This window comes from uncultured Campylobacter sp., assembly GCF_937981295.1.
Lineage (GTDB): Bacteria > Campylobacterota > Campylobacteria > Campylobacterales > Campylobacteraceae > Campylobacter_B.
Map to the genome: position 1 here is coordinate 1 of NZ_CALJPC010000045.1, position 22,433 is coordinate 22,433.

General features: G+C 46.0%; 17 protein-coding genes and 2 pseudogenes. 2 read left to right on the forward strand and 17 right to left on the reverse strand.

Features of this window, described 5'->3' with window-relative positions:
* Positions 1-420: 420 nt before the first annotated feature.
* The 5 genes from Q0135_RS03455 to Q0135_RS03475 form a co-directional block, all read right to left on the reverse strand.
* On the reverse strand, positions 421-1,185 hold the full coding sequence (locus tag Q0135_RS03455) for an ABC transporter ATP-binding protein (protein ID WP_297988260.1): 765 nt from the start codon (positions 1,183-1,185) through the stop codon (positions 421-423).
* On the reverse strand, positions 1,169-2,149 hold the full coding sequence (locus Q0135_RS03460) for an iron ABC transporter permease (protein ID WP_002951064.1): 981 nt from the start codon (positions 2,147-2,149) through the stop codon (positions 1,169-1,171). The genes Q0135_RS03455 and Q0135_RS03460 overlap by 17 nt, the downstream gene beginning before the upstream one ends.
* Positions 2,149-3,195, reverse strand: a complete 1,047-nt coding sequence (locus Q0135_RS03465; protein WP_297988263.1) for an ABC transporter substrate-binding protein — start codon at positions 3,193-3,195, stop codon at positions 2,149-2,151. The genes Q0135_RS03460 and Q0135_RS03465 overlap by 1 nt, the downstream gene beginning before the upstream one ends.
* Positions 3,196-3,462: 267 nt before the next feature.
* On the reverse strand, positions 3,463-4,134 hold the full coding sequence (locus Q0135_RS03470) for an ABC transporter substrate-binding protein (RefSeq protein WP_297988265.1): 672 nt from the start codon (positions 4,132-4,134) through the stop codon (positions 3,463-3,465).
* 52 nt (positions 4,135-4,186) lie between these two features.
* Positions 4,187-4,495 carry a hypothetical protein gene (locus tag Q0135_RS03475; RefSeq protein ID WP_297988268.1) on the reverse strand — a complete coding sequence of 103 codons (309 nt, stop codon included), beginning with the start codon at positions 4,493-4,495 and terminating at the stop codon, positions 4,187-4,189.
* Positions 4,496-4,930: 435 nt separating this feature from the next.
* On the opposite strand from Q0135_RS03475, the gene Q0135_RS03480 reads away from it, so the two are divergent.
* Together Q0135_RS03480 and Q0135_RS03485 are read left to right on the forward strand one after the other, a co-directional pair.
* Positions 4,931-6,388, forward strand: coding sequence for an MBOAT family protein (locus Q0135_RS03480; RefSeq protein ID WP_297988271.1), 1,458 nt, complete (start codon positions 4,931-4,933; stop codon positions 6,386-6,388).
* An 8-nt stretch (positions 6,389-6,396) separates the two neighbouring features.
* A complete protein-coding gene (locus Q0135_RS03485; protein WP_297988273.1) occupies positions 6,397-7,461 on the forward strand; it encodes a hypothetical protein in 1,065 nt (354 codons plus the stop codon).
* A 45-nt stretch (positions 7,462-7,506) separates the two neighbouring features.
* Here Q0135_RS03485 and Q0135_RS03490 read toward each other — a convergent pair whose 3' ends face one another.
* The 12 genes and pseudogenes from Q0135_RS03490 to Q0135_RS03545 form a co-directional block, all read right to left on the reverse strand.
* On the reverse strand, positions 7,507-8,274 hold the full coding sequence (locus tag Q0135_RS03490) for a hypothetical protein (RefSeq protein ID WP_297988276.1): 768 nt from the start codon (positions 8,272-8,274) through the stop codon (positions 7,507-7,509).
* 823 nt (positions 8,275-9,097) lie between these two features.
* A complete protein-coding gene (locus Q0135_RS03495; protein ID WP_297988278.1) occupies positions 9,098-9,655 on the reverse strand; it encodes a hydrogenase maturation nickel metallochaperone HypA in 558 nt (185 codons plus the stop codon).
* A 108-nt stretch (positions 9,656-9,763) separates the two neighbouring features.
* Positions 9,764-10,951, reverse strand: a complete 1,188-nt coding sequence (hypE, locus tag Q0135_RS03500) for a hydrogenase expression/formation protein HypE (RefSeq protein ID WP_297988280.1) — start codon at positions 10,949-10,951, stop codon at positions 9,764-9,766.
* Positions 10,952-11,140: 189 nt separating this feature from the next.
* Complete coding sequence (gene hypD, locus Q0135_RS03505) at positions 11,141-12,238, reverse strand: hydrogenase formation protein HypD (protein ID WP_297988282.1); 1,098 nt, start codon at positions 12,236-12,238, stop codon at positions 11,141-11,143.
* A gap of 35 nt (positions 12,239-12,273) precedes the next feature.
* Positions 12,274-12,555: a HypC/HybG/HupF family hydrogenase formation chaperone gene (locus tag Q0135_RS03510; RefSeq protein WP_297988285.1), complete on the reverse strand. Its 282-nt coding sequence runs from the start codon at positions 12,553-12,555 to the stop codon at positions 12,274-12,276.
* Positions 12,555-13,397 (reverse strand): hydrogenase nickel incorporation protein HypB, encoded by an 843-nt coding sequence (hypB, locus tag Q0135_RS03515; protein WP_297988288.1) that lies wholly within the window; start codon positions 13,395-13,397, stop codon positions 12,555-12,557. The genes Q0135_RS03510 and hypB overlap by 1 nt, the downstream gene beginning before the upstream one ends.
* Before the next feature lie 730 nt (positions 13,398-14,127).
* Positions 14,128-14,559, reverse strand: coding sequence for a nickel-responsive transcriptional regulator NikR (gene nikR, locus Q0135_RS03520; protein WP_297988291.1), 432 nt, complete (start codon positions 14,557-14,559; stop codon positions 14,128-14,130).
* Between the two features lie 601 nt (positions 14,560-15,160).
* Positions 15,161-17,287 (reverse strand): hypothetical protein, encoded by a 2,127-nt coding sequence (locus tag Q0135_RS03525; RefSeq protein ID WP_367272140.1) that lies wholly within the window; start codon positions 17,285-17,287, stop codon positions 15,161-15,163.
* A gap of 96 nt (positions 17,288-17,383) precedes the next feature.
* Positions 17,384-17,944 (reverse strand): annotated as a pseudogene (locus Q0135_RS03530) (Sua5/YciO/YrdC/YwlC family protein); the annotation flags it as partial.
* 405 nt (positions 17,945-18,349) lie between these two features.
* Positions 18,350-19,750, reverse strand: a pseudogene (locus Q0135_RS03535) (Sua5/YciO/YrdC/YwlC family protein); the annotation flags it as partial.
* Between the two features lie 285 nt (positions 19,751-20,035).
* Positions 20,036-21,673 (reverse strand): hypothetical protein, encoded by a 1,638-nt coding sequence (locus tag Q0135_RS03540; RefSeq protein ID WP_297988292.1) that lies wholly within the window; start codon positions 21,671-21,673, stop codon positions 20,036-20,038.
* Positions 21,657-22,412: a hydrogenase maturation protease gene (locus Q0135_RS03545; RefSeq protein ID WP_367272141.1), complete on the reverse strand. Its 756-nt coding sequence runs from the start codon at positions 22,410-22,412 to the stop codon at positions 21,657-21,659. Before Q0135_RS03545 ends, Q0135_RS03540 begins: the two co-directional genes overlap by 17 nt.
* Positions 22,413-22,433: the final 21 nt, after the last annotated feature.

Sequence of the window (22,433 nt, forward strand, 5' to 3'; positions counted from 1 at the left end):
TAAATTTAAAATTTTTAAATTTCGTTGCGGCAAGCTTGCATACTGCGGAATTTCGGAATTCCACCGAAGCGAGCATAAAATTCCGTCGCGAGATTTTAAAACGGAATTCACCTATGGATTTGCGGGGTAGAATTCCGCGGCGGAATTTCAGATCTCAAGCGTGGCATACTTTCATCGCATGTTTTGCAAACCGGCAAGCCGCAGGTAGAATTCCGCTATGAAGATTTCTACTCGGAATTCCGCGGTAAAATTTCACTATGGAATTTAGACTGGAATTCTATGGCAAAACCTCGATATAAAATTTTAATCAGAATTTCAAGACGGCATTTCAAGACAAAATTCTGCGATTTAAATTTCGCTCAAGACAAAATCCCACGATTTAAAATTTCGCGCCGATTGATGAGTTGCTTTGTCGCGCCGCTACTTCACCTGCGCGCTGAAAATTTGCGTGATGCTGGGGACCTGCTCGCCTGCAATGTCAAATTCCGCCGTTTTGATCTGTACGCCGTAGAGCGAGCTAAGCGCGGCTTCAGTTAAAATTTTGTTGCTTGCGCCGTAATTGTAGCTAAGATCATTTCGCAAGATCAGTGTGCGATCGGCGACAGCTAGGGCGTGGTTAGGCTGATGGGTGGTAAAAACTATGCTCGCATCGCTATTTGAGCGTAGATTTGCGATGAGGCTTAGCACGCGGTCTTGGTTTTTGATATCAAGCGCGCTAGCGGGCTCGTCCAAAAACAGCACGTCGCTACCGCTAGCTAGGGCTCTAGCAAAGAGCACGAGCTGCCTCTGCCCGCCGCTAAGGGCGTTAAAGCTGCGCTTTTGCAGATGGGCGACGCCTAGCGTATCCAGAGCGTCAAGGCAGATTTGAATATCCTTTTTGCCTGGTTTTGAAAAGAGGGAGATATCACGTACTCGCCCCATCAGTACGATGTCAAGCACGCTGTAATCAAACGCGACGTTAAAGCTTTGAGGCAAGAAAGCAAATTTTGCCTTGCGCACGATCTCGCCTTCTTTAGGCTGCAAAATCCCCATCATACACGACATTAGCGTACTTTTGCCTTGCCCGTTTAAGCCCAAAATCGCTAATGTTTGAGAGCTGGCAAGCTCGAAGCTTAAGTTGCGAAAGCAGAATTTTTCCGCCTCGTAATAAAAGCCAGCGTTTTTTACCTCAATTAGATTTTGCATTTTTGGCGCTCCTTTTTAGAAGTAGGGCAAAGATCGGGCTTCCGATGAGAGCGGATAGAATTCCTAAAGGAATTTCGGCGCTACTTAGCGAGCGAGATAGATCGTCGATTGCCAGCATAAAGATCGCTCCTGCGATGAAGCAGGCAGGCATTAACTTCACGTGGTCGCTGCCCGCGATGAGCCTGGTGGCGTGTGGCACCACAAGACCTACCCAGCCGATATTTCCGCTGACGCTAACTTGTACGGCGATCAGAGCGGTGCAAAGCGCTAGGATCGTGCAGCGCAGAAACTTAACATCCACGCCTAGCACGCGCAAATCATCATCATTTAGGCTGAGTAGATTAAACCGCCATCTCAGCGCGATTAAGACTGCAGAAGCGGGCAGGGCGATCGCGCACATCAAAATTACTTTATCGTATCCTGCGCTTACGAAGCTTCCCAGTAGCCAAAAGACGATATTAGGCAGCACTTCCTCATCGTCTGCTAGATACTGCACCAAGCTCGTAAGTGCGGCAAATACGCCGTTAATGACTATACCTGCTAAAATGAGTGAGAAAATATCAGCGCGTGCTACGAATTTTGCCAAAAGATAGAGTAAAAATAGTGCCGCAAGTCCGAAGCAAAATGCAAACCCCGCAAGCCATAAACCGCTCAATCCTAGCAAGATACAAAGCGCGCCGCCGAATGCCGCTGCGGTGCTAACGCCTACGATGTGCGGGCCAACGAGCGGGTTTTTAAATACCGCCTGTAAGCTCAAACCCGCGATAGCAAGCGCTCCACCGCAAAGGCTGGAGAGTAGAATGCGCGGAATTCTAACATCCAGCATCACACTTTTGGCGGCTTCATCGCCGCCTCCGCTAAAGAGAATTTTAAAAATTTCTTCTAACGGTATATGAAACTGCCCACTAGCGAGCGAGATTAGCGCCAGCACTACCCAAAAAAGAAGCAGGATTACGTTTAGCATTATTTTTGATATTTGACGCGGTAAAATTTCTCGTAGAATTCCTCTACTTTTTTATCAAAGTTTGCGTCCTTAAAATTTTGCGGATAAAGTTTCATCGCAAGCCATTCCTCACCAAGCGCCATTGCTTCGGCAGTCGGATGACCCCATGCTTTAACGAATTCGGGCATTAGATAAATTCTATCCTCTTTCACGGCGCTAAGACCTTTTAGCGCAGGGTTTGCCTTAAGTTCGGCAGGTACTTGAGGATAGCGGTTTTGCACTAAGATAATCTGCGGATTCCATGCTAAAATTTGCTCCGGCGAAACCTGTTTGTATCCCTTTATATCTGCAGCGGCGACGTTCGTCGCACCCGCTCTTGCTAACATTACGCCAGTATATTTGCCGCTACCGTAGGTCGTAAGATCAGGATTTGCCATATAAACTCTAGGTCTTTTATCTACGATAAAATTACTAAATTTGGCATTTAAATCAGCTTGCGATTTTTTAACGAAATTTATTAGTTCAGCGGCATCCTTTTCGTGATTGCTTAGTTCGCCTAGAATTTTAACCCCCTCGTAAAAGCCCTCATCGTAAGCAGCGAAGCTATCGCGCTCATCTTTAAAGGTCGGATTTAGCTTAGCTTTTTCCTCTTGTGCAGAGCTAAAAAACGAAATGCCTACGACTGGGATTTTTAACTCCTCCATTTTAGCGATATATTCTTTAGGGAAGTAGTTGACCACTACGACCGCATCGGGCTTTAGACTAAGCAGAGCTTCGTAATTGACATCTTTGATATCGCCTGGATTAGGTAGGTTTTTAAAACTCGGTGCCAAACGATTATACTCTTTGCCTAGGCGCTGCTCCCAGCTTTTTAGGATGCCTACGACCTTATCTTGGGCGTTGATTTCGTTTAAGACATTGAGCGCTTCGTGGTGTAGCACGACGATACGATTTACTTGATCCGGGATCGTGACCTTGCGACCGAGCTGATCGGTAATCGTGCGATCTGCAAAAGCCAGGCTAGCGCAAAGCGCTGCACCAAGAAGGATTGAGTGAAGTTTAAGCATTTTTTCTCCTTGAAAATTCCGCAAAATATGCGGGATTAGAATAGCTGAATTATAGCCGATCGGCATAAAATCTAGATAAATTTTTATATAAATTTTGATTTTGTCGTGGGGGATTTCAGATGCTTTCGTAGGGCAGAATTTTGTGATTTTACGCAGAATTTTGCTAGTAAAAATTTTTGCCCTTCTCCTCTAGGCCAACCGGATACTGCCCGATGCCAAGCGAAACCGCGAACAGCAGGACCCAGAGCAGCAGTAGGGCGGAAAATTTCATTTATAGCTCGTGCGGTAGAATTTTTGATAAAATTCCTCTACTTTTTTGTTAAATTCCGCCTCGTCAAAGTGCTTCGGATAGAGCTTCATCGCTAGCCACCACTCGCCAAGCGCCATGGCTTCGGCAGTCGGATAGCCCCATGCTTTGGCGTATTCGGGCATCATGTAAATTTTATCCTCTTTGACCGCGCTTAAATTTGCAAGCTGCGGGTTGGATTTGAGCTCGGCGGGCACCTGCGGGTAGCGATCCTGCACGAAGATCATCTGCGGCGCCCACGCTAAAACTTGTTCGGCAAATACCTGCTTGTAGCCTTTGATGCTCTCTGCTGCGACGTTTTGCGCGCCGGCTCGCATAAACATTATGCCCGTGTATTTGCCGCTGCCGTAGGTCGTGAGGTCTGGATTTGCTATGTAAATTTTAGGCCTTTTATCGACGATGAAGTCGCTAAATTTAGCTTTTAGCTGCTCTTGCGAGGTTTTTACGAAGCCTATGAGCTCGGCGGCCTCTTTTTCGCGGTTTGCGACCTTGCCAAGAAGCTCGATCCCGTCGTAAAAGCCCTCGGTGTAGGCGGCCTCGTCGTCTTTGAAGGTCGGATTTAGCTTGCCCTTATCGGCGGCGTCGCTGCGCTGAAAGCTAACGGCGACGACGGGGATTTTGAGCTCCGTCATTTTGTCGATGTATTCTTGCGGGATGTATTTGTGACTATCACGACGCCCGGCTTTAGCAAAGCACCGCTTCGTAGTTGATGACCTTTAGATCGCCCGGGGTCGGTATATCTTTTAGGCTCGGCGCTAGGCGGATGTAGTTTTTGCCGAGCGACTTTTCCCACAACTCCTGCACGCCGACGACCTTATCTAGCGCGTTTAGCTCATTTAGCGCGTTTAGGCTTTGGTGCTGAAGTACGACTATGCGTTTAACTTCGTCAGGTAGCGTGACGTCGCGGCCTAGTTGGTCAGTTATAATACGATCTGCAAAAAGCGAACTCGCGCACAGCGCAAGAGCCAGCGCAAAAGAGTGAGGCTTACTCATTTTATATCCTTTAATTTAGATTATATACTTTTTAATACGCCCGATTGTACGTGCTTTTTAGACGGCTGCGTTTAGAAAATATACTTTGAAATATTATAGATTTTTAATGATAAATTTTAGGTAAAAGATGAAATTTTAAAGTAGGGCGGAAGTAAAATTTTATAGAAGCAAACTAGAGCGCAAATTTTGAAAAATTAAAAATTTAAAGGTAGCACTTTTCCTTGAATTCGGAATTTTAATCTGGTTTTAAATTTTATAGAATTATTCATCATAATTAAGTCTAAACTTATGCGGATTGCACTATAATTCATACTTTCATTTTTTACCTTTATGCGGTATATCTTATGCAAAGCAGCCGATTTATAGCTTATCTATCGGCGTTTAGATCGCAGGCGAGTATGCGAATATGAAGTTTATAACGGATTTGGAGAATAGATGCTTTTTAACTCATATGAATTTATATTTGCATTTTTACCAATAACATTTTTTATATATTTTTTCCTAAATAAAAGACGTTTAAGCGAGCTGTCAAAGGGGTTTTTAGTCGCTTCATCGCTATTTTTTTACGCTTGGTGGAACATCGCGTATCTGCCTATAATCTTATGTTCGATGATATTTAATTATTGTTTCGGAATGGAGCTAAATAAAAGTGATGCAAAAATTTCAAAAAAGGCGATCTTGATTGTCGCAATAGCTGCAAATTTAGCGTTACTTGGATATTTTAAGTACTCGGATTTCTTGATCGATAATTTAAATTTTGCCTTTAATCTGCACATTCATAGTTTAAATTTACTTCTTCCGCTTGCAATTTCGTTTTTTACGTTTCAGCAGATCGCATACCTCGTAGATTCATATAACGGAGGGGGCACTAAAGAATATAATTTTTTAAATTATTGTCTATTTGTTACATTTTTCCCGCAGCTCATAGCGGGTCCAATCGTCCATCACAAGGAGGTTATGCCGCAGTTTGGTGATCTTAAAAATAAAGTGCTAAATTATAAAAATATTGCTCTTGGGCTTTTTATATTTTCTTTGGGTTTATTTAAAAAAGTTCTCATCGCCGATACCTTTGCCGTTTGGGCGAGCAATGGCTTCGATAAAGCTGAAATTTTATCGCTAATAGAGGCATGGGCGACCAGCCTCTCATATACTTTTCAGCTTTATTTCGATTTTAGCGGGTATTGTGATATGGCAATCGGAGCAGCACTTCTTTTTAATATCAAACTTCCAATAAATTTTAATTCGCCGTATAAGGCTAGCGACATACAAGACTTCTGGCGCAGATGGCATATTACGCTAAGTAGGTTTTTACGCGATTATGTTTATATACCGCTGGGCGGTAACCGCAAGGGTAGGGCGAGGACATATTTAAATTTAATGCTCACCTTTATAATAGGCGGCATTTGGCATGGGGCGGGCTGGACTTTTATATTTTGGGGATTTTTACACGGATTGGCACTCATGATTCATAGGTTTTGGCATAATTTAGGCTTTAGAATGAATAAAGTTCTAGCTTGGTTTATAACCTTTAACTTCGTAAATATTGCCTGGGTGTTTTTTAGAGCTAAAGATTGGAGCGATGCGATAAAAGTATTAAAAGGAATGTGCGGAATGAGTGGTGTGGTGTTGCCGGATCCGCTCAGACATATTTTTAAATTTTTGCAGCATTTTAACGTAGAATTCGGAGGATACCTGATTCATATCGGAGGCAGACGCGATAGCATAATATGGCTATTAGTGGGATTTATCTTAATTCTATGTTGCAAGAATTCTATGGAGCTAGTCCACTCGCGTAAAGTGGAGAAATTTTATATAGCAGCAGTTGCATTTTTGCTTCTTACGGCTTTATCAAATTTAAACACCGTATCGGAATTTTTATATTTTAATTTTTAGGAGATAGAGTGAGTTACAAAACTAAACTTAAATTTCTATTTTTAATACTCATCTGTTTCATTGCATATCACACGCTAATGTGGTTTTGCATAACGAAAGAGATTTTTGATAGAAACGACGGTATGATGATAGGCGACCTTGGCAGATTATCGTATAAGATAAACTCGTATTTTCCCAGAAAAACCGAAGTAACCCTACCTAGAACTCATGATATTTTGGATTCGGATTTTCAAATGAGACAGGTAGATGTAATAACCATAGGCGATAGTTTTTCTAACGGCGGCGGGGGCGGACTAAACCCGTATTATCAGGACTATATCCAAAGCGATAAGAACCTTACGGTTTTAAATATTCCTATAATAAACGAAAACTATTACAAGACGCTATTTTCGCTCATAAATTCCGATCTATTAGAAAAATTAAAGCCAAAATACATCATACTGGAATCCATCGAAAGACGAGCGGTGGATAGATTTGCATTCGATTTGGATAAATTTAAAAATGAAAGATCAAATTTAATAGCTCAAAAACGTGCTCCATCGTATCTCCAAACTCCAAAGCCATTTTTTATAAATACATTAAACTACAATAGTGTTTTATATCGTATAGCTTACCGGTTTAACGATCATGCCTTTTTATCAAAAGTGTATTATCTTAAGCTGGATGGAGATTTTTTTACCTCCAAAGATCAAAGTGGACTATTATTTTATTACGAAGATCTATATGGATTAGATAAATCAAATGCCGAAAATATCGCAGCGCTAAATAGAAATTTAAATGAAGTGCAGGGGCTTTTAGACAGATCTGGCATAAAACTATATTTTATGCCGATGGTGGATAAATATGATCTGTATTACGACCATATTTTGAATAAGAAATATGGAAAGAGCCGCTTTTTTGAACTGCTTCGAGGAGAGAATAAGCGATATGTATTTGTAGACACTAAAGAAATTTTAAACAGGCTAATAAAAAGCGGCGTAAAGGACGTATATTTTTCCGACGATACGCACATGAGCACCATGGCGCTGAAAGAGATCATAGACAATATGGGATTTCGCGTCGCTGAATTTTAAAATTTTATGACCTGTGTATGCGATTCAAGCTATATTTTTAATGATCTATTTTGCTGGCGGCGTCCATAAATTTTTATTCCAAAGCTCCGCGCCCGAAATTCCTTTAATTCTAATCCAAGCGATAAGTTCTAAAATTTCAGATAAAAGGATTACCGCAAGTACCATGTACGCTGTAGTTGCACTACTCATTTCTGGCAGTTTAATAAACGAATTGATGATTTCTACAAGCACTAAACATATAAAATATAACCACGCGTAAGCATAAAAAATTTTACTCTTAGTGGCTTCTCCTAAGTAGCAATATACTATTGCCGGTGCTATGGTGCCGATAATCTTAAACGCTGTAATCGTTACATACCAAATGGTAACAAATTGCGTATCTTTAATCTCCATAGAGTGATTAAGTCCTATAGCCATAGCCGCTAAAATGCAATAGAATGCCTCCACGAAAGAACCGCCTTGCTCGTGTAAGGTATAATCTAGAGTCTCCAAGCTCACAATATTATTATTCATAGAGTATGGTAAAGGCGAAATAAATACGATAGTCCAAAGCACTCGGGCGATAAAGTTAATTAAATACGCCCTAAAGACCTTACTATCGGAGATATCAGAGATCATTTTGGTCGCAGAGAGCTTGAAAATCATCGAAGTAAAAATCACGGCGACGATTGCGGCTGCGGCGGCGAAAAATCCTCTCATCGTAATATCGTGCAAAAACTCGCAACAAGCCCAAATGATCAGGTAGCAGCAGATCGATAAAACCCTAGAGGTTATGCCGCGAAATTTTATGACGTCTAAAGTGTTGCGTTTCATTTTTTGCCTTTGGATTTTTAAAATTTTATGGCGGATTATACTTGCGGGGTTTGAAATTTAGATAAATTTAGAACCGCCCGCGTTGCTGAATTTTAAAATTTCGCGTCGATTTTAGAATTTTGCGACATTTAGACGCCGGTTTTTAAAGGACGTGTAGTGCAGAGATTAAATACAGCGCGCATAAAAAAGGTGTGGCGATCAAATAAATTCCTGCTTGTTGATAGCTCAAAAAGCCGCGCAGAGGGGAGGGCGCATGCGGAGTTTAACAAGAAATTTAATCCGTGCAGATTTGTAGATTTGTCATAAAGGCCGTAGCTCTCAAAGGGCAAATTTAACAATCTGCGGGCGGACGCAAAACAGATCGCATAATAAAAGTAGTTTTAAAATTTCAATGCAACAAGTGGATTGGTTAATCAACAAACCATATAGAAAACTCGCATTGACAAATCGATAAACTTATATATGTGACAAACAATGATGAAAGACACTGCGATCCCCATAATCTTAGATATTTTATATTGAAAACTATAATTTTCAAGTAAAAATTTAATATGAAATTAACGTATAATTATATGAATAATTTCATGTATTTTTGACGCATTTGGTGTTTTTATTAATGGTTTTTATTAGAAGAATTTTTATATAAATCTATTCTACATTTGATAATTTGAAGTGACTTCAAATGAAATCAACAGGACGAGATATGTTTTTGCAAGAATGAAATAGGAGATAAATATCTAAATTGGGCAGAAATAAAATTTTGCTTATAGCAAGGAGTTAAATTTAAAATATGGAAAGTTTTGCGCCCAGAAAAGGCCCTCTTTTATTCAATAACCAGGCGCATTAGATACATATCCTCGCCGTCGATTACGCTGATTTCGGAGCTTTTGCAGTGCGGGCAAGAAAAGTCGTTCTGCGTCAAATCTCCGCTAAAACCGCAGTTTTTGCATTTTACGACGATTTCTTGGGTGTGGATGATGAGATCCGCATTTTCGCAGACGGTGCCTGCGCGAAAGACTTCATAGCAGTTTTGCAAATAATGCGCTTCCACGCCGCTTAGTCGCCCTATTTTTACGTGCAGCTCCCTTATCTGTGGACTTTTCGAACCAAATGCATCGTAAGACGCCTGTGGTTTCGTATCTAAATTTTTATAAAAATCGCCGTTTTTGTCGTTTGGGTTCGTATCTGCAACGCCCGTATTTTCGGCATTCTCGGTGCCTATGTCGGTATTTGCGAAATCCGTATTTTCATTGGCGGTATTTGCGATGTCGCAGCGATTTTTGTCGCTCTGCTCGGCCGCGCCTTTTTTCTTTGCTTTTTCAGCGTTTAGCGCCTTTTCACATAGCGCCACAAGATCCGCTACGATCGATAGTTCATGCATTTTTTCCTCTAAATTTTACGGCCGTGCCGTATTGTATGCGAAATTTTGTTGTAAATTTAAAAATACGTCTGAAATTTAAGCTCAAATTTGCCGAATTTGCACGCAAATTTAACAAATCCTCGGCAGCAGCTCGCCCTTTGGAAGCTCTAAAAATCGCTGCGAGCCGTAGGCGTTTTGTAAAATTACTCGTCCTTTTGTCGCATGCGAAGTTTGAAATTGCCCCGCCCTATTTTCTGACGCCACGTCCGTATCGCTTGTGCCCGTAAATTCGCCCTGCGCGCTAAGCTTTGACGTCAAAGAGCCCTCAAATTCGCCTCTGTCGTGCCCTACTTCGCGCACCTCGCCGATGATTGCGGCGTTTGCGTCAAATTCGCGCAGTATCTCAAGCGCCCTATCCGCTTCGGCGTCATCTTCTACGATCGCTACAAACGTGCCTTCGTTTGCAAGCTCGTATGGCTCAAAGCCCAACAGTTCGCACACACCCACTACTTCGTCGCCGATTTTGATATCCTCTTCGCGCACTAAAAATTCAAGCCCGCTGGAGCTTGCGAATTCGTTCAAAACCGCGCTGAGCCCGCCGCGCGTCGCATCTCGCATCGCTTGGATCTTCACGCCTTGCGAGATCAGCTTTTCTACCGCAGCGCAAAGCGGTTTGCAGTCGCTTTGCAGCTCGCTGCTTAGCGCGATCTCGTCGCGTGCCGCGAGTATCACCGCCCCGTGCCGTCCGATGTCGCCGCTAAGTAGAATTTTTGCGCCCGCTTTGATGTTTTGCACGCGCGCAGGTCGCAAAACACGGCCGATGCCGCTAGTGTTGATGAAAATTTTATCGCATTTGCCGCGCGGCACGACCTTCGTGTCGCCGCAAACGATGCGAACGCCGCAGCTTTGCGCGGTGCTTGCCATCGAGTCTAGGATGCGTCGCAGCTCGCTTAGGCTAAGCCCCTCCTCGATGATGAGTGCGCAGCTTAAAAACAGCGGCTTGGCGCCCACCATCGCAAGGTCGTTGACGGTGCCGCAAACGGCGATCTTGCCGATGTCGCCGCCATTAAAAAACAGCGGCGTGACCACGAAACTATCGGTGCTGAAAGCTAGCTCGCCGCCGAAACTAGCCGCCAAATTCAAAGCAGAACTCGGCGCCGTACGGTCAAAACCCGTCCTGGCGTCTAAATTTAGTATCGCGCTGTCGTTGTTCGCGCGTAAAATTTCATTATCAAACGCTGCAAAGATCGTCTCGTTGATGAGCCTATTCATCTCCTCGCCGCCGCCGCCGTGGCTTAAAAGTATAGTTTCGTTCAAATTTTTCCTTTTCGCTCGTTTTTAAAATTTAAAGCCCGTATTTCGCAGCCGAACAAGCCGTGCCGCTATGGCGCCGCGTAAAATTTCAAAGTAAATTTTTAGCGCGACGTTTTTTGTTTCGGTTAAAATTTTAAAGTACGACTTGTTTTTAAAATTTACGCTCTGCTAGTCGAATACCGCGCGCAAAATTTAGCCCACGTTTTTGACGTCGCCATATTTATAGTACGCCGCGCACGCCCCTTCGCTTGAGACCATGCACGATCCTATCGGGTTTTGAGGCGTGCAGTGCTTGCCGAAAACCTTGCAATCATAGGGACTTTTTTTGCCGCGCAAAATTTCGCCGCAGATACAGGCCTTGCTCTCAGGAGCGCTCTGTACGCTGCAATCAAACTGCACCCTGGCATCCAGTGCCGCGTACTGCGGGCGCAACTTCATGCCGCTTTTTGGAATTTCGCCGAGCCCTCGCCACGGAAAATCGCAAATTTCAAAATATTTATCTATTAAATTTTGCGCTTTTTGGTTGCCGCCCTCTTTTACGACGCGCTCGTATTCGTTGAAAACCTCGTGGGTGCCGGCGTTTTGCTGCTCCACCAAATTTAGCACGCCCGCCATTATGTCAAGCGGCTCAAATCCGCTTACGGCGATCGGCTTTTTATAATCGCGCGCGATACTTTCGTAGGCCTTCGCGCCGGTGATCACGCTTACGTGGCTAGGCCCCAAAAACGCATCGATCTGCACGTCGGCATCGTCTAATATCGCTCGCACGGGCGCGGGCACCGTGACGTGATTGATGTGAAAAAAGAGATTTTTTAGCCCCAAGCCTAGCGCTTTATTGATCAGCACGGCACTCATCGGCGTCGTCGTCTCAAAGCCGATCGCAAAAAATATCACCGTTTTTTGCGGATTTTCCTGCGCGATCTTTATGCAATCAAGCGGGCTATAAAGCGCTCTGATGTCGTGCCCCTCGCTGCGCAGCTTCTGTAAGCTCGTGCGAGAGCCAGGAACTCGAAGCATGTCTGCTAGAGTGCAAAAAATACTCTGCGGCATTGCGGCGAGCTTGATCGCCTCGTCGATGCGACTGCGCGGCATCACGCACACCGGACAGCCGGGGCCGTGGATAAATTTGATATTTTTGCCGACCAGGCTCGGAAGGCCGAATTTCATGATCGAGTGCGTGTGTCCGCCGCAAATCTCCATGATGTTTAGCGGCCTTTTGCTTTTGGAAATTATCAGCTTGCTAAGCGCTAAAATCAGCTCCTTATCCCTAAAATCCTTGATTAGATCCATTATTTACCTTAAATTTTACGGGTTTGCAAGTCGCTTTAATTCTCTGTGCCCGCTCGCGGTTCTATGCTTTCATACACCAAGCTCTCTTCCGCCCTCATCTGCTTTGCGATCTGCTCGTAAATTTCGATACTCTCCTTCGCTCGCTGCGTATTGATCTTCTCCATCGCAAAACCAACGTGGATCAGCACGTACTCCCCGACCGCCGCGGGCTCGGGGAGCAGATCCAAGCTCACGCCGCGGCGCACGCCCAGAGTCTCCACGGTCGCGAAATTATTTTCGTCGATCGAGATGATTTTTGAAGGGATTGAAAGGCACATTAACGAAATTCCTTCTTGTATTGTAGGAATTTCAGCCATTTCTCCACGCCCTCGCCGCTTTTACTATCAAGAGCGATGACGTCGGCTTTCGGATTAAGTTTGTGTACCTCGCGCACTACCTCCTGTATATCGAAGTCAAAATGCGGTAGCAGCGCGGTTTTAGTGATTACGACACAGTCTGCGCGACGAAATATTACCGGGTATTTTGCGATCTTATCGCTGCCCTCGGGCACGCTTAGAAGCACCACGTTCAGGTGCGCGCCCACGTCAAATGCCGCCGGACAGACGAGGTTTCCGACGTTTTCTATGAAAACCAGATCCAAATTTTTAGTATCGATGTGATGAAGCCCCTCGTGAACCATAAAGGCGTCCAGATGGCAAGTCTCGCCGGTGCTGATCTGATGGGCCTGCGCGCCCGCTTTTATGATGCGATCGGCGTCGCGGTTAGTTTCCAGGTCGCCCTCGATGACGCCGATTTTAAATTTGCCGCTTTTGATAGTGGCCTCAAGTAGCGTCGTTTTACCGCTACCGGGGCTACTCATCAAATTTAAGCATAAAATTTTATCCTCGTCAAAATGGGCTCTGTTGTGAGCGGCCTCCTCGTCGTTGGCGCTTAAAATTTTACTCATCACCTCGATCGTCTTGGTGTCGCTAATAGCGACATTTGCGTGGATGTGATCGTGCGCGTCGTGCTCATGATCAATCCCCGCCTCGTGCATATGAGCGTGGGAGTGGACGGTGCCGTCCGCGTGGGTGTGGACATGCTCGTGTGTCATATCTGCGTGCGAATGGGCGCCCGCTTCGTGAGTGTGGCCGATGGAACAGCCGCAATCTTTACACATTTTTTCTCCTTGGATAATAAATTTTGCGCGTAAAATACCACGTTTTTGCTTTAAATGGCGTAAATTTGATAAATTTTATATCAAGACGCGAAATTTTATGAAATTTAACAGCGCTTGAAATTTATACGCTTCGGTTTTATCTAAATTTCATGCGTTGTTTGCGAAAGCTCGCCGCAAAATTTTAAAGCTCGCGAGTAAGCGCTGCTTTAAATTTAATCGCCTGCTCGCAGATTGCAGAGCCGCGCTCTGCAAATTTAGACCTCGCAGCTCGTAACGGCTCAAAATAAACTAAAGATCGCCGTAGATAGGGGCGCGAAATTCAGGGCTTGCGAGCTGATTTTACCGGCGCTCTACAATCTCGCGCGTACTACAGCGTGGCGAACATCAACGCGGCGGTCGTTTTCATACCGATTTGCTCGGATTCGGCTTTATAAGTACGGCACGAAAGCGGCGCTTTATAAAATTTAGTCGCGAGCTACGCCGATCTCGCGCCAGTGCGTAAATTTAGACCCGCGGCAAGAGCACTTTTTGATTAAAATTTATAAAATTTCGCGCTCGCCGCGTAAATTTAAACAAACTTTGCTGTCGCCTAATGTAACCGCTGTGTTGATCGCAAATCGCTCTTCGCAACTCGTAAAAGTCGCGCAGCCTGCGTTTAAATTTTAAAAGCGCACGAATAGAAACGCGAAAATTTAGCACGACGCGCTGTTCTTAAAAATGCGCAAAAGCCCTACGCTTCGGTGATGACCGCCTTTACGAGCTTGGAAAATTTCACCCCTTTTAGCGCGCCGATTTTGGCGCTGAGCCGCTCGATCTTTGAAATTTTATCCCGCATCGTGATCTCCTCGAAGCAGTGGCGCTCGTCGATGTGGAAGTGGCTGGTACTGACGATGGTGACGTTTGCGTGGTGCTCGATCTCTACGAGCTGCTCGATCAGATCGCTTTGGTGATGATCGTAAGCGATGCAAAGCACGCCCACGCAGTCATCCTCGCCATCTCCGTGAAGTACGCCCTCGACCATCTTTTCGCGGATCAGATCGCGGATAAACTCGCTGCGGCTTAGGTACTGCTTGGCGCGCACCATCTCATCGAGATCCTCAAAAAGCTTCGTCGGCAGCGAAATGCTAAATCTTACGGCGCCCTCTTTTTCCTCTTTTTTCATAGCTCCCCTCATTTCGCGTATTTTGAACGTAATTTTACCGAAATTCCGCTCAAATAGTAAGAATTTTGCGCTAATTTGGCTTATTCTTTAAAATTTAAAGCTCCAAAGCATCGTGCGTATTTTGAAATTTTGCTCGCGATTTCGCATTGTATTTTAGTGCTAGCGCGATGAAATTTACCGGTGCTACGTTAATTTTAAATTCTACCGCGAGCTTGCGTCCAAATTTTAAGAGTCGGGCGCTAGATAACGTTTTAGCTTGGGATCTGCACAGTATCTAGCCATGCGCCGCGGCAGAATTTTGTATCGGTTGCCATAGTGGTGCGCCGTGACGCTATGGCAGGAAACGGCGCGCCATTAAATTTTAAAATTTTAACGTTTCGGCTGCGACATATAAAGACAAGCAAGGCGTAAATTTGTTCGCTGATTTTGCGATTTTAGAAAAGTTAGCCGCGGTGGATTTTATCGCCCGTAGCGTATAATTCAAGAATTTACGCAAAGTACGGGCATGGCGCAGAGTTCATAAATTTAGCGGCGAGATGAAATTAATAAATTTTAAAAAGAGCGAGCTTAACGGCTATAATTGCGTTTTTTGTGGACAAGTTTAGCGCGAAATTTCGCTTAAATATGCCGCGAGCTGTCCGTAGGCGATACCGCTGTCGTTGCAAGGAATGGCGCGATTTAGATGAAATTTGATGCCCCGCTCGCGCAGCTTTGTGCATGTAAGATTTAGAAGCGTGGCGTTTTGAAAGACCCCGCCGCTTAGCGCGACCTCGAGCCCGAAGCCCTCTGCAAACTCCGCGATTAAGTTTGCCAAGCCGTTTATAAATTTCGTCGCGGCCAAGCGCGGCTTATCGCGCAAAGCCTGCAAAAACGCCTCTTTATAATCGATAACATAACATTCGCCCTCAAGGCTCGGCGCGCAAGCTCTATTTTGCGGGAATTTATCGGCGCTAGAAGCATTTTTGCTTTCAAGATTTATTAAATTTAGGGCGGACGCTTGCTTTATAAAATTTGCGGTGACATTTGCATTCTTTTCACCGCCGCCTGCGATGTTTTCAGCCACCCGCTCAAGCTCATTTTTACTTGCCGTATCATCCGCAAGCTCTTTAAAATCGTCTTGTAGCGCGCAGCTATTTTTCATACCGCTACGATCTTGTGCATTTAAACCGCCCTGCCCCGCTTCGCGCGCCAAATCATCGGCGCTTCGTTGCTGCAAAGCGAAATGCGGCGCGTTTTGGATAAAATTTTCGCCCGCTTTTTTCAGCCTAAATTTATAGCTTTGCTCGCAGCCCTGGATGTATAGGTTTTCTAGTCGCATGCCCGCCTCGCCGTCGAAGCTGACGGCTCGTAGATCGCAAATAACCGCTGCAAACGCGTCGAATAGCCGCCCTAGCGAGCTTGAGCGGACGGCACGCGGCGCGATTTTTTCTAAATTTGCTACTTCGCTCGCGCTAAATTTTGCCAAAAACTCGCGCGCAGCGTCCTTTGCATTAAATTTAAACACGAGCGCAAGCGCAAGTTTGTAGATATTTTTGATCGCGTTCTCGCCGCCGATAAGCGCGATCTCGTCAAATTTCGCGACGCGTCGGTAGCCGCGCGGATCAAAAACCATCACCTCGCCGCCCCAGATCGTGCCGTCCGTGCCGTAGCCGGTGCCGTCGAAGCAAAAGCCGAGGTATTTTTTGCCGCTGCTTAGCAGATCGTTTTGCGCCAGATTCGATACTAGATGCGCGAAATGGTGCTGGTAGCGGATCACGTCGCAACCGCGCTGCTCGAAAAATCGCGTGTGTGAAAACTGCGGGTGCAGATCCGCGATGACGGCGTCGAATTTCAGCTCGTAGGCGCGCATGAACATATCCAAAAGCGCAAAAAATCGCTCATTCGTGGCGACGTTTTTAAGATCGCCGATGTAGGGTGAGATGAAAATTTGCCCGTCTTTGTAGATCGCAAACTCATTTTTTAGCTCTGCTCCGAGCGCTAGGAAAGTGCCTTTGGCGCGGAATTTGCTAGGGAAAATTTTTGGATTCATTCCGCGAGAGGTTCGCAAAAACAGCGCGCGATTTAAAATTCCGCTCGCTTGATCGTTTGCGCTTTTGAAATCTAACGCTGCGACGCCGTTTTTAAAATTTAATGTTGTGTCCTGGCTGCCTGGGATCGCGCCTCGCTTGCTATTTGAAGTCGCAAAGTGCTCGCTATCCGGGACTGCGATATTATGCATGACTTCGCTTGACGCCGCTACGTCGCTTTTTAAATTTGAAGGTGCGGCGCCAAATTTATCGCTCAATGTTGCCGCGCCCTGCTCGCCTTTTGCTTTTTTAAAATTTTTCGCGTTCTCGGGGCTGCGGCGCTTCATATCAATCAATGCCACGCCGTTTTTAAAATTTAAAGATGCACCGTCGCGTTCATCGTTTGATGCCACGACGTTGTGCCCGTCATCCGAGAGCGCGTCACAACTATCTATCGCTGCAGCGGCGCTTTCTTGCTCGTTTTTTGCTTTTTTGGATAAATTCTGCGAATTTTTTAGCTCGCAAACGGCTACTTGCGAGCTTTGCAGACCTTCACTCGGATCACGCTTCGAGCCTTGCTTGGAATTTGCCCGTTTCAGATCATCGCTTTTCGAGTTTGACGTATTTTCATTCGGCTGCCGCTTTATAATCACGTTCAAATCGGACTTCGTATCGATCGAGGGAAGCGACATAGCATGTGGTGCTTCAAAATTTCGCGCCATATTCTCGCTGTGAGCCTGGGTCTCAAGCGTGTATATATCGTGGGTGCGATCGTTTGCCTTCGCGCTTGCAGCTTCTTTTTTAAATTCCTGCAAAAACGCGATACTATCGTCGCTCGGCGTTAAAATTTCGCGGTCGTTATCCAGGTAAAACGAGATGACGCTGCCCAGCTTCGCGAGCAACTCCTCGCTACTAAAAATAATGGGCTCGCCGCTAATATTCGCGCTTGTGGCTACGATCGGGCGATCAAAGTATTCAAAAAGCAGCAGATGCACGCCGGTGTTGGCTAAGAAAATGCCGATTTTATTAAGGTTCGGCGCCACGCTTGGAGCGATAAAAATCGCGCCTGCTCTAAAAATCGTCGAAAAGCTTGCGGGCAAACGCACGAAATCGCTGCTGCTATCGGAATGGACGCCGCGCACGTCCGTCGTGCACGCCTGTGCAGAGCATGAACCTTGCGAATTTATCGTCTGTTGCGGACTCGGCTCTCTCGCCGAACGCTGCAAATCTGCCTTATTTGCAGCATGTTGCAAGCCCTGCATATTCGTCGAATTTTGAGAAATAGACTCGTCCGTCGCAAACCTAGAATCAGGCTCATTCGCCACGCATCGTGAGTCTTGGCTATCCGCTGCGGGTTGTAAATTTAAATCATTAGTCATATGTCGCAGCTCTAGCCCGCCTTCTGCTTGCAGCGAGTTCAAATTTTTAGCCGCATACTGCAAATCAGATCCATCGTATGCGCGCTCTAGCTCGTTTACTGCACACTGCGAGTCATCTACTGCTAGCGTATCGCAGGCGAAATTACGGTGCGCCGTTTTACTGAAAATTTGTGCACTCTGTAATTCGCCCTGCTCCGCGAAAACTTCAGCATTTTGCGTGATAAAATTTTGCGCTGCGGAATTGTGTAAATTTTGTAGTGCAGAGCCCTGCTCTTGCGCCGAATTCTCTTGCTTGCCAGTAAATCTCGGCGATATAGGATTTTTGCCTTGCGCCTTTAAATTTTGTGTGCCGAAATCCGCCGCAAAGCCCGCCTCTGTGCGCCAAGAAAACTCACGCTTTTTTAAAATCACGATCGGCTTGACGTTACAGTCTATCAGCGCCTTTTCCTCTGCGCTTAAGCTTGCCGCGCGCCCTGCCTGCGCTGCGTCGCGACACATGATCGCAAAGGGCTTGCTCGGGCGCTTTTTTAGCGTTCGCAGCATCCGTACTGCGCGCTCGTTCGTAGCATCGCAGACGATGTGAAAACCGCCCATCCCTTTGATCGCGCCGATCTGCCCGCGCCGCAAAAGCTCTGCCGTGCGCGCTATCGCATCCTCGCCGCTAGATAAAATTTCGCCGCCTGTGCCGCATAAAAACAGCTGCGGGCCGCAGTGCGGGCAGGAGATCGGCTCGGCGTGATAGCGGCGCGTGAGCGGGTCCGCGTATTCACCGCGGCAGAACTCGCACATCTCAAACGCCCTCATCGTGGTGTTTGCGCGGTCGTACGGCAGCGCTGCGATGATGCTAAGGCGCGGACCGCAATCGGTACAGTTGATAAAAGGATAGTGGAAGCGCGGATTTTGGGGGTCGTAAAACTCTTTTTTGCACTGATCGCAGATCGCAAAATCGGGCAAAATCGGATTAAATTTACGCCCCTCCTTGGATTGCGTGATCTTAAAATCAGTAAAATTCTGCGTAAAATCTTGCGTATTTATCTCTACGCGGATGATCCTATCGATTCGGCAAAGCGGCGGCGCTTCACTGCGAAGTCGCCGCTCGAAAATTTTTAAAATTTCTTCTTCGCGCAGATCTTGCTCGGCACTTCGCGAATCGTGTTTAAAGCCCTGTGAGTCCCCTTTCGCGCCTTGCAAGTCGCTTTGCAAGTCTTGCAACGATTCATTCTGCGAAATACCGCGCTGCTGCGACAAATTTTGCACGACGAAATTTTGATCCGACGAAGCTGACAAAATGGAGCCCTGCTCATTTAGATCGGTCTCGAATAAGTTTGGTAAAAATTTCTCGCTCGCTGCGGCTTGAAAATCTCTCGTCAAATCATGCGACAAGCTCGTCAAATCAGGCGGATTTGCTAAATCGTTTGCTAGATCGCGTAGCGCATTCGGTAAGTTCGGTGCGCTTTGCGGTAAAATGGAGTTCGGATTTAAATTTGAGCCCGTAAAATTTAGTGACGAGCTTGCGGTCTCGCTAGAATCCGCCTCGGTAGAATTTAAAGACCGAGCAGCCGATAACGATACTTTCTGTGCTTGAATTTCGTTAGAATTTGGCTCATTTAAATTTAAATGGACGAAATTTTTATCGACTGAGTTCTGTTGCGCCCCAAAAATGTCTGCGCAAACGATGATTTTAACGCCTTCGCCGTCATTATAAACCTCGCCTTTCAGCCCCAAATCCACGGCGAGCTTGTAGACGAACGGGCGAAACCCGACCCCCTGCACCGCTCCGAAAACCTCAAATTTAGCCGCTTTCATGCGCGTACCGTCATAAATTGCGCGCCGCCGGAGCTATTTTGCGAGCAAAATGCGCTCGCAGCGGGCAGATAAACGTACCGAGCGCCTCAAAATATGTTTTAAATTTAATAAAATTTTGATCCTTCGCGCCCGCGCCTTTTGCTGCTTTTTTAAAATTTCTCGAGGTCTCATTTGCGCTAAGCTTAGTCCATATGGCGCAGCTATCGGCACCGCAATGCCAGCTCGACTTGCTGTTTCGAGAATATAGCTTTGAAACTTTGCTAAAAATTAGCATATACGCCCGATCTAGCGAGCTTGAAGCGCGAAGCTATCGCTAAAGCTCGCGTCAAAATTTTTGCAAAGCTTAAGCATCAAATCTGCAAATTTGTGCCCGCTAAACATCGCTCCGCCGAAGATCAAAACGTCAAAGTCCTCTTTGCGCTCATCCGCCAGATCGCTTAAAAAATAGCCCAAACTATCGAAAAATCCGAACGCAAACAGCTTTTCATTGGCGCCTGCGAGCGCATAGCTCATCGCCGAGCGCAAAATTTTATCCGCTTGCACGCAGCCGCGCTCATCGGTGCAAAAATCGAGTCGCACCCCTTTGCCGCCCGCAAAATCCTCCGCAGCCGCCATCAAAAACGCCGCATCGCGCCCCCAGATAAGCTGTGCGGCGACGCTAAAGATGCTGTGAAATCCCGCGTTTGCGCTTTTTAAAATTTCATCGATTTTCGCGGCGTTTACGTTAAATTTGGCGCTGAAATTTTCAAGCAGCTTCGCGCCCGTTTCGTCCGCGCAAATTTGCGCCTTAAGCTCGTCAAAACTTCGCGGCAGATCAAATTTAAGTAGAATTTTTTTGTAGCTTTCGCCATAAATTGCGATCTCATCATCCGCGCCCGCGCCCAAAAAGCAGCGCAAAACCCGTTTTTTAGGATCATCTAAAAGCCCCTTTTCGCGGCACGTAAGCGCAAAAAGAGCGGAGTTTTTGTCCTTTGAGTTTTTCAGATAAGCGCTTGCGGCGTCGCTTAAAAAGTCCTCGTTTTGCACGATCAAAAAGCCGTTTTGCAGCGGCGCGACTTTAAAAATTTTATCTTTTTGCGCTGCGCTTTCGCATTTTGCGCTTAAAAAATAGATCTCGTCGCTTGCCAAAGCGCGTCCCAGCGCAAACACGAATATGTCGCCCGCAAGCTTTACGTCAAAAAATTTAGGCGCGTTCTCGTGATTTTTTCTAAAGATCGCATTGGTTTTTAGGCTTATGAGTGGCTTTTCGAAGGCTGCGAGCGCGATTTTGCTCTTTTCGTCGCTCACAAAAATCCCATCCAGCGCCCCCACTCCTGTGGCTATCAGAAAGTCGGCGCTAAAATCCACGTCCGCTTTGAGCGTGAAAGTTGCGCCGCCGCGCTTAATCTGCACCTGTCGGGCATGAAATAAGTTTATGCGGCAAAACTCCAGTAAGCGGGCAAAATTCTCCCTGTTTACCGCTTCAAATTTCCCCTCATAAAGCACGCTAGCGCCGCTTATTATTTCGAATTCGTTTTGAGACGGCTCGGCGTGAGCGAGGTATTCTTTCATCACTCGCGGGGTAAAGTTATTAAATTTAGCCTGACTGGCTGCGTTTGAAATTTCATCCTCTAAAAATTTGCTTAAATCGCCCGAGGAGGTATCTTCAAACGTGCCGTTAAATTTCAGCGTTTTTGCTTCGGCGCCGCCCTCGTCCACCACGCGCACGGAGGATTTTGCCAAAAATATGGAGTTTGGAATCAGAGGCATCGCCTCGTCGCTAAATTTTAAAATTTCATCCTCGCCGCCGCGCACGAAAAGGCTTATTAATCTCGCCTCTTTTTTCAGGCAAAACTCCAGCGCGCTTTTGCGAGCATAAAACAGCAAGAAGTGCGCTATCAGCGCGTTTTCATTAAGGTAGTTAAACTCATATGCTACTATCATCTCGCCCCCTTTTTGCAAATCGATCCGCGATGTCTTGGGCGCTAAGATCGGCGATTTTTTCATGCGCGAAGCCAAGATCCGATAGGTGCTTAAGCGCCGTTTTTTCCATGATTTTTGAGGACTCTAATATCACGGAGCTTAGCTTAAAGCTCGCTTCCTCGATGCGCCGCGGCACGACAGCTAGAATTTTAACGTGAGGCAGATCGCCGCAAAGATCCATCATCTGCAGGGTTTGAAGCATTTCGACCTCGTGCGCCGAGCCGCTCCAGCTGATCTGCTTAGGCATCGCGTCGTAGTCGAAAAAATACACCTCGCCGCCCTTTGCGCCCTCCGCGTCTATGCAATCTACGAGCAAAATTTCATCAAATTCCGCCATCGTAGGCATCAAAAAGCTAGCCAGCGTCCCGCCGTCGATAAAGCGAATCTGATCCGCGCTCCGGCCCGGCGCGGCGGGATTTTCGGCAATAAGATCCGCATTGATAGAGCTTTGCGCTGCGGAATTTATTATGGAATTTTGCAAAGTAAAATTTGAAGCGGAATTCTGCTCGGCAGAATTTTCTGAAGTAGAATTTCGGTCTAAATTTGCTGTCGTGAAATTTTGCTTAAAGATAGAATTCTCATCCGCAAAATTTTGCAAGGGGTCGCGCTCTATGGAATTTTGCGAGGTAGAATTTTGTATCGCAGAGACTTGGGCGGAATTTTGCATAAAATTCTGCGCCGCGAAATTCTCGCCCGCCATAGAATTTCGTGCGGTAGCTTT

What these genes read in the sequence shown, in the direction of transcription:
- Q0135_RS03480 (WP_297988271.1), top strand. Translation starts at nt 4,931, where the DNA reads ATGCTTTTTAACTCATATGAATTTATATTTGCATTTTTACCAATAACA.
- Q0135_RS03475 (WP_297988268.1), bottom strand. Translation starts at nt 4,495, where the DNA reads ATGAGTAAGCCTCACTCTTTTGCGCTGGCTCTTGCGCTGTGCGCGAGT.
- Q0135_RS03460 (WP_002951064.1), bottom strand. Translation starts at nt 2,149, where the DNA reads ATGCTAAACGTAATCCTGCTTCTTTTTTGGGTAGTGCTGGCGCTAATC.
- Q0135_RS03455 (WP_297988260.1), bottom strand. Translation starts at nt 1,185, where the DNA reads ATGCAAAATCTAATTGAGGTAAAAAACGCTGGCTTTTATTACGAGGCG.
- Q0135_RS03470 (WP_297988265.1), bottom strand. Translation starts at nt 4,134, where the DNA reads ATGACGGAGCTCAAAATCCCCGTCGTCGCCGTTAGCTTTCAGCGCAGC.
- Q0135_RS03525 (WP_367272140.1), bottom strand. Translation starts at nt 17,287, where the DNA reads ATGGCGCGAAATTTTGAAGCACCACATGCTATGTCGCTTCCCTCGATC.
- Q0135_RS03495 (WP_297988278.1), bottom strand. Translation starts at nt 9,655, where the DNA reads ATGCATGAACTATCGATCGTAGCGGATCTTGTGGCGCTATGTGAAAAG.
- Q0135_RS03465 (WP_297988263.1), bottom strand. Translation starts at nt 3,195, where the DNA reads ATGCTTAAACTTCACTCAATCCTTCTTGGTGCAGCGCTTTGCGCTAGC.
- Q0135_RS03510 (WP_297988285.1), bottom strand. Translation starts at nt 12,555, where the DNA reads ATGTGCCTTTCAATCCCTTCAAAAATCATCTCGATCGACGAAAATAAT.
- Q0135_RS03490 (WP_297988276.1), bottom strand. Translation starts at nt 8,274, where the DNA reads ATGAAACGCAACACTTTAGACGTCATAAAATTTCGCGGCATAACCTCT.
- hypD (WP_297988282.1), bottom strand. Translation starts at nt 12,238, where the DNA reads ATGGATCTAATCAAGGATTTTAGGGATAAGGAGCTGATTTTAGCGCTT.
- Q0135_RS03545 (WP_367272141.1), bottom strand. Translation starts at nt 22,412, where the DNA reads ATGGCGGGCGAGAATTTCGCGGCGCAGAATTTTATGCAAAATTCCGCC.
- Q0135_RS03540 (WP_297988292.1), bottom strand. Translation starts at nt 21,673, where the DNA reads ATGATAGTAGCATATGAGTTTAACTACCTTAATGAAAACGCGCTGATA.
- nikR (WP_297988291.1), bottom strand. Translation starts at nt 14,559, where the DNA reads ATGAAAAAAGAGGAAAAAGAGGGCGCCGTAAGATTTAGCATTTCGCTG.
- hypB (WP_297988288.1), bottom strand. Translation starts at nt 13,397, where the DNA reads ATGTGTAAAGATTGCGGCTGTTCCATCGGCCACACTCACGAAGCGGGC.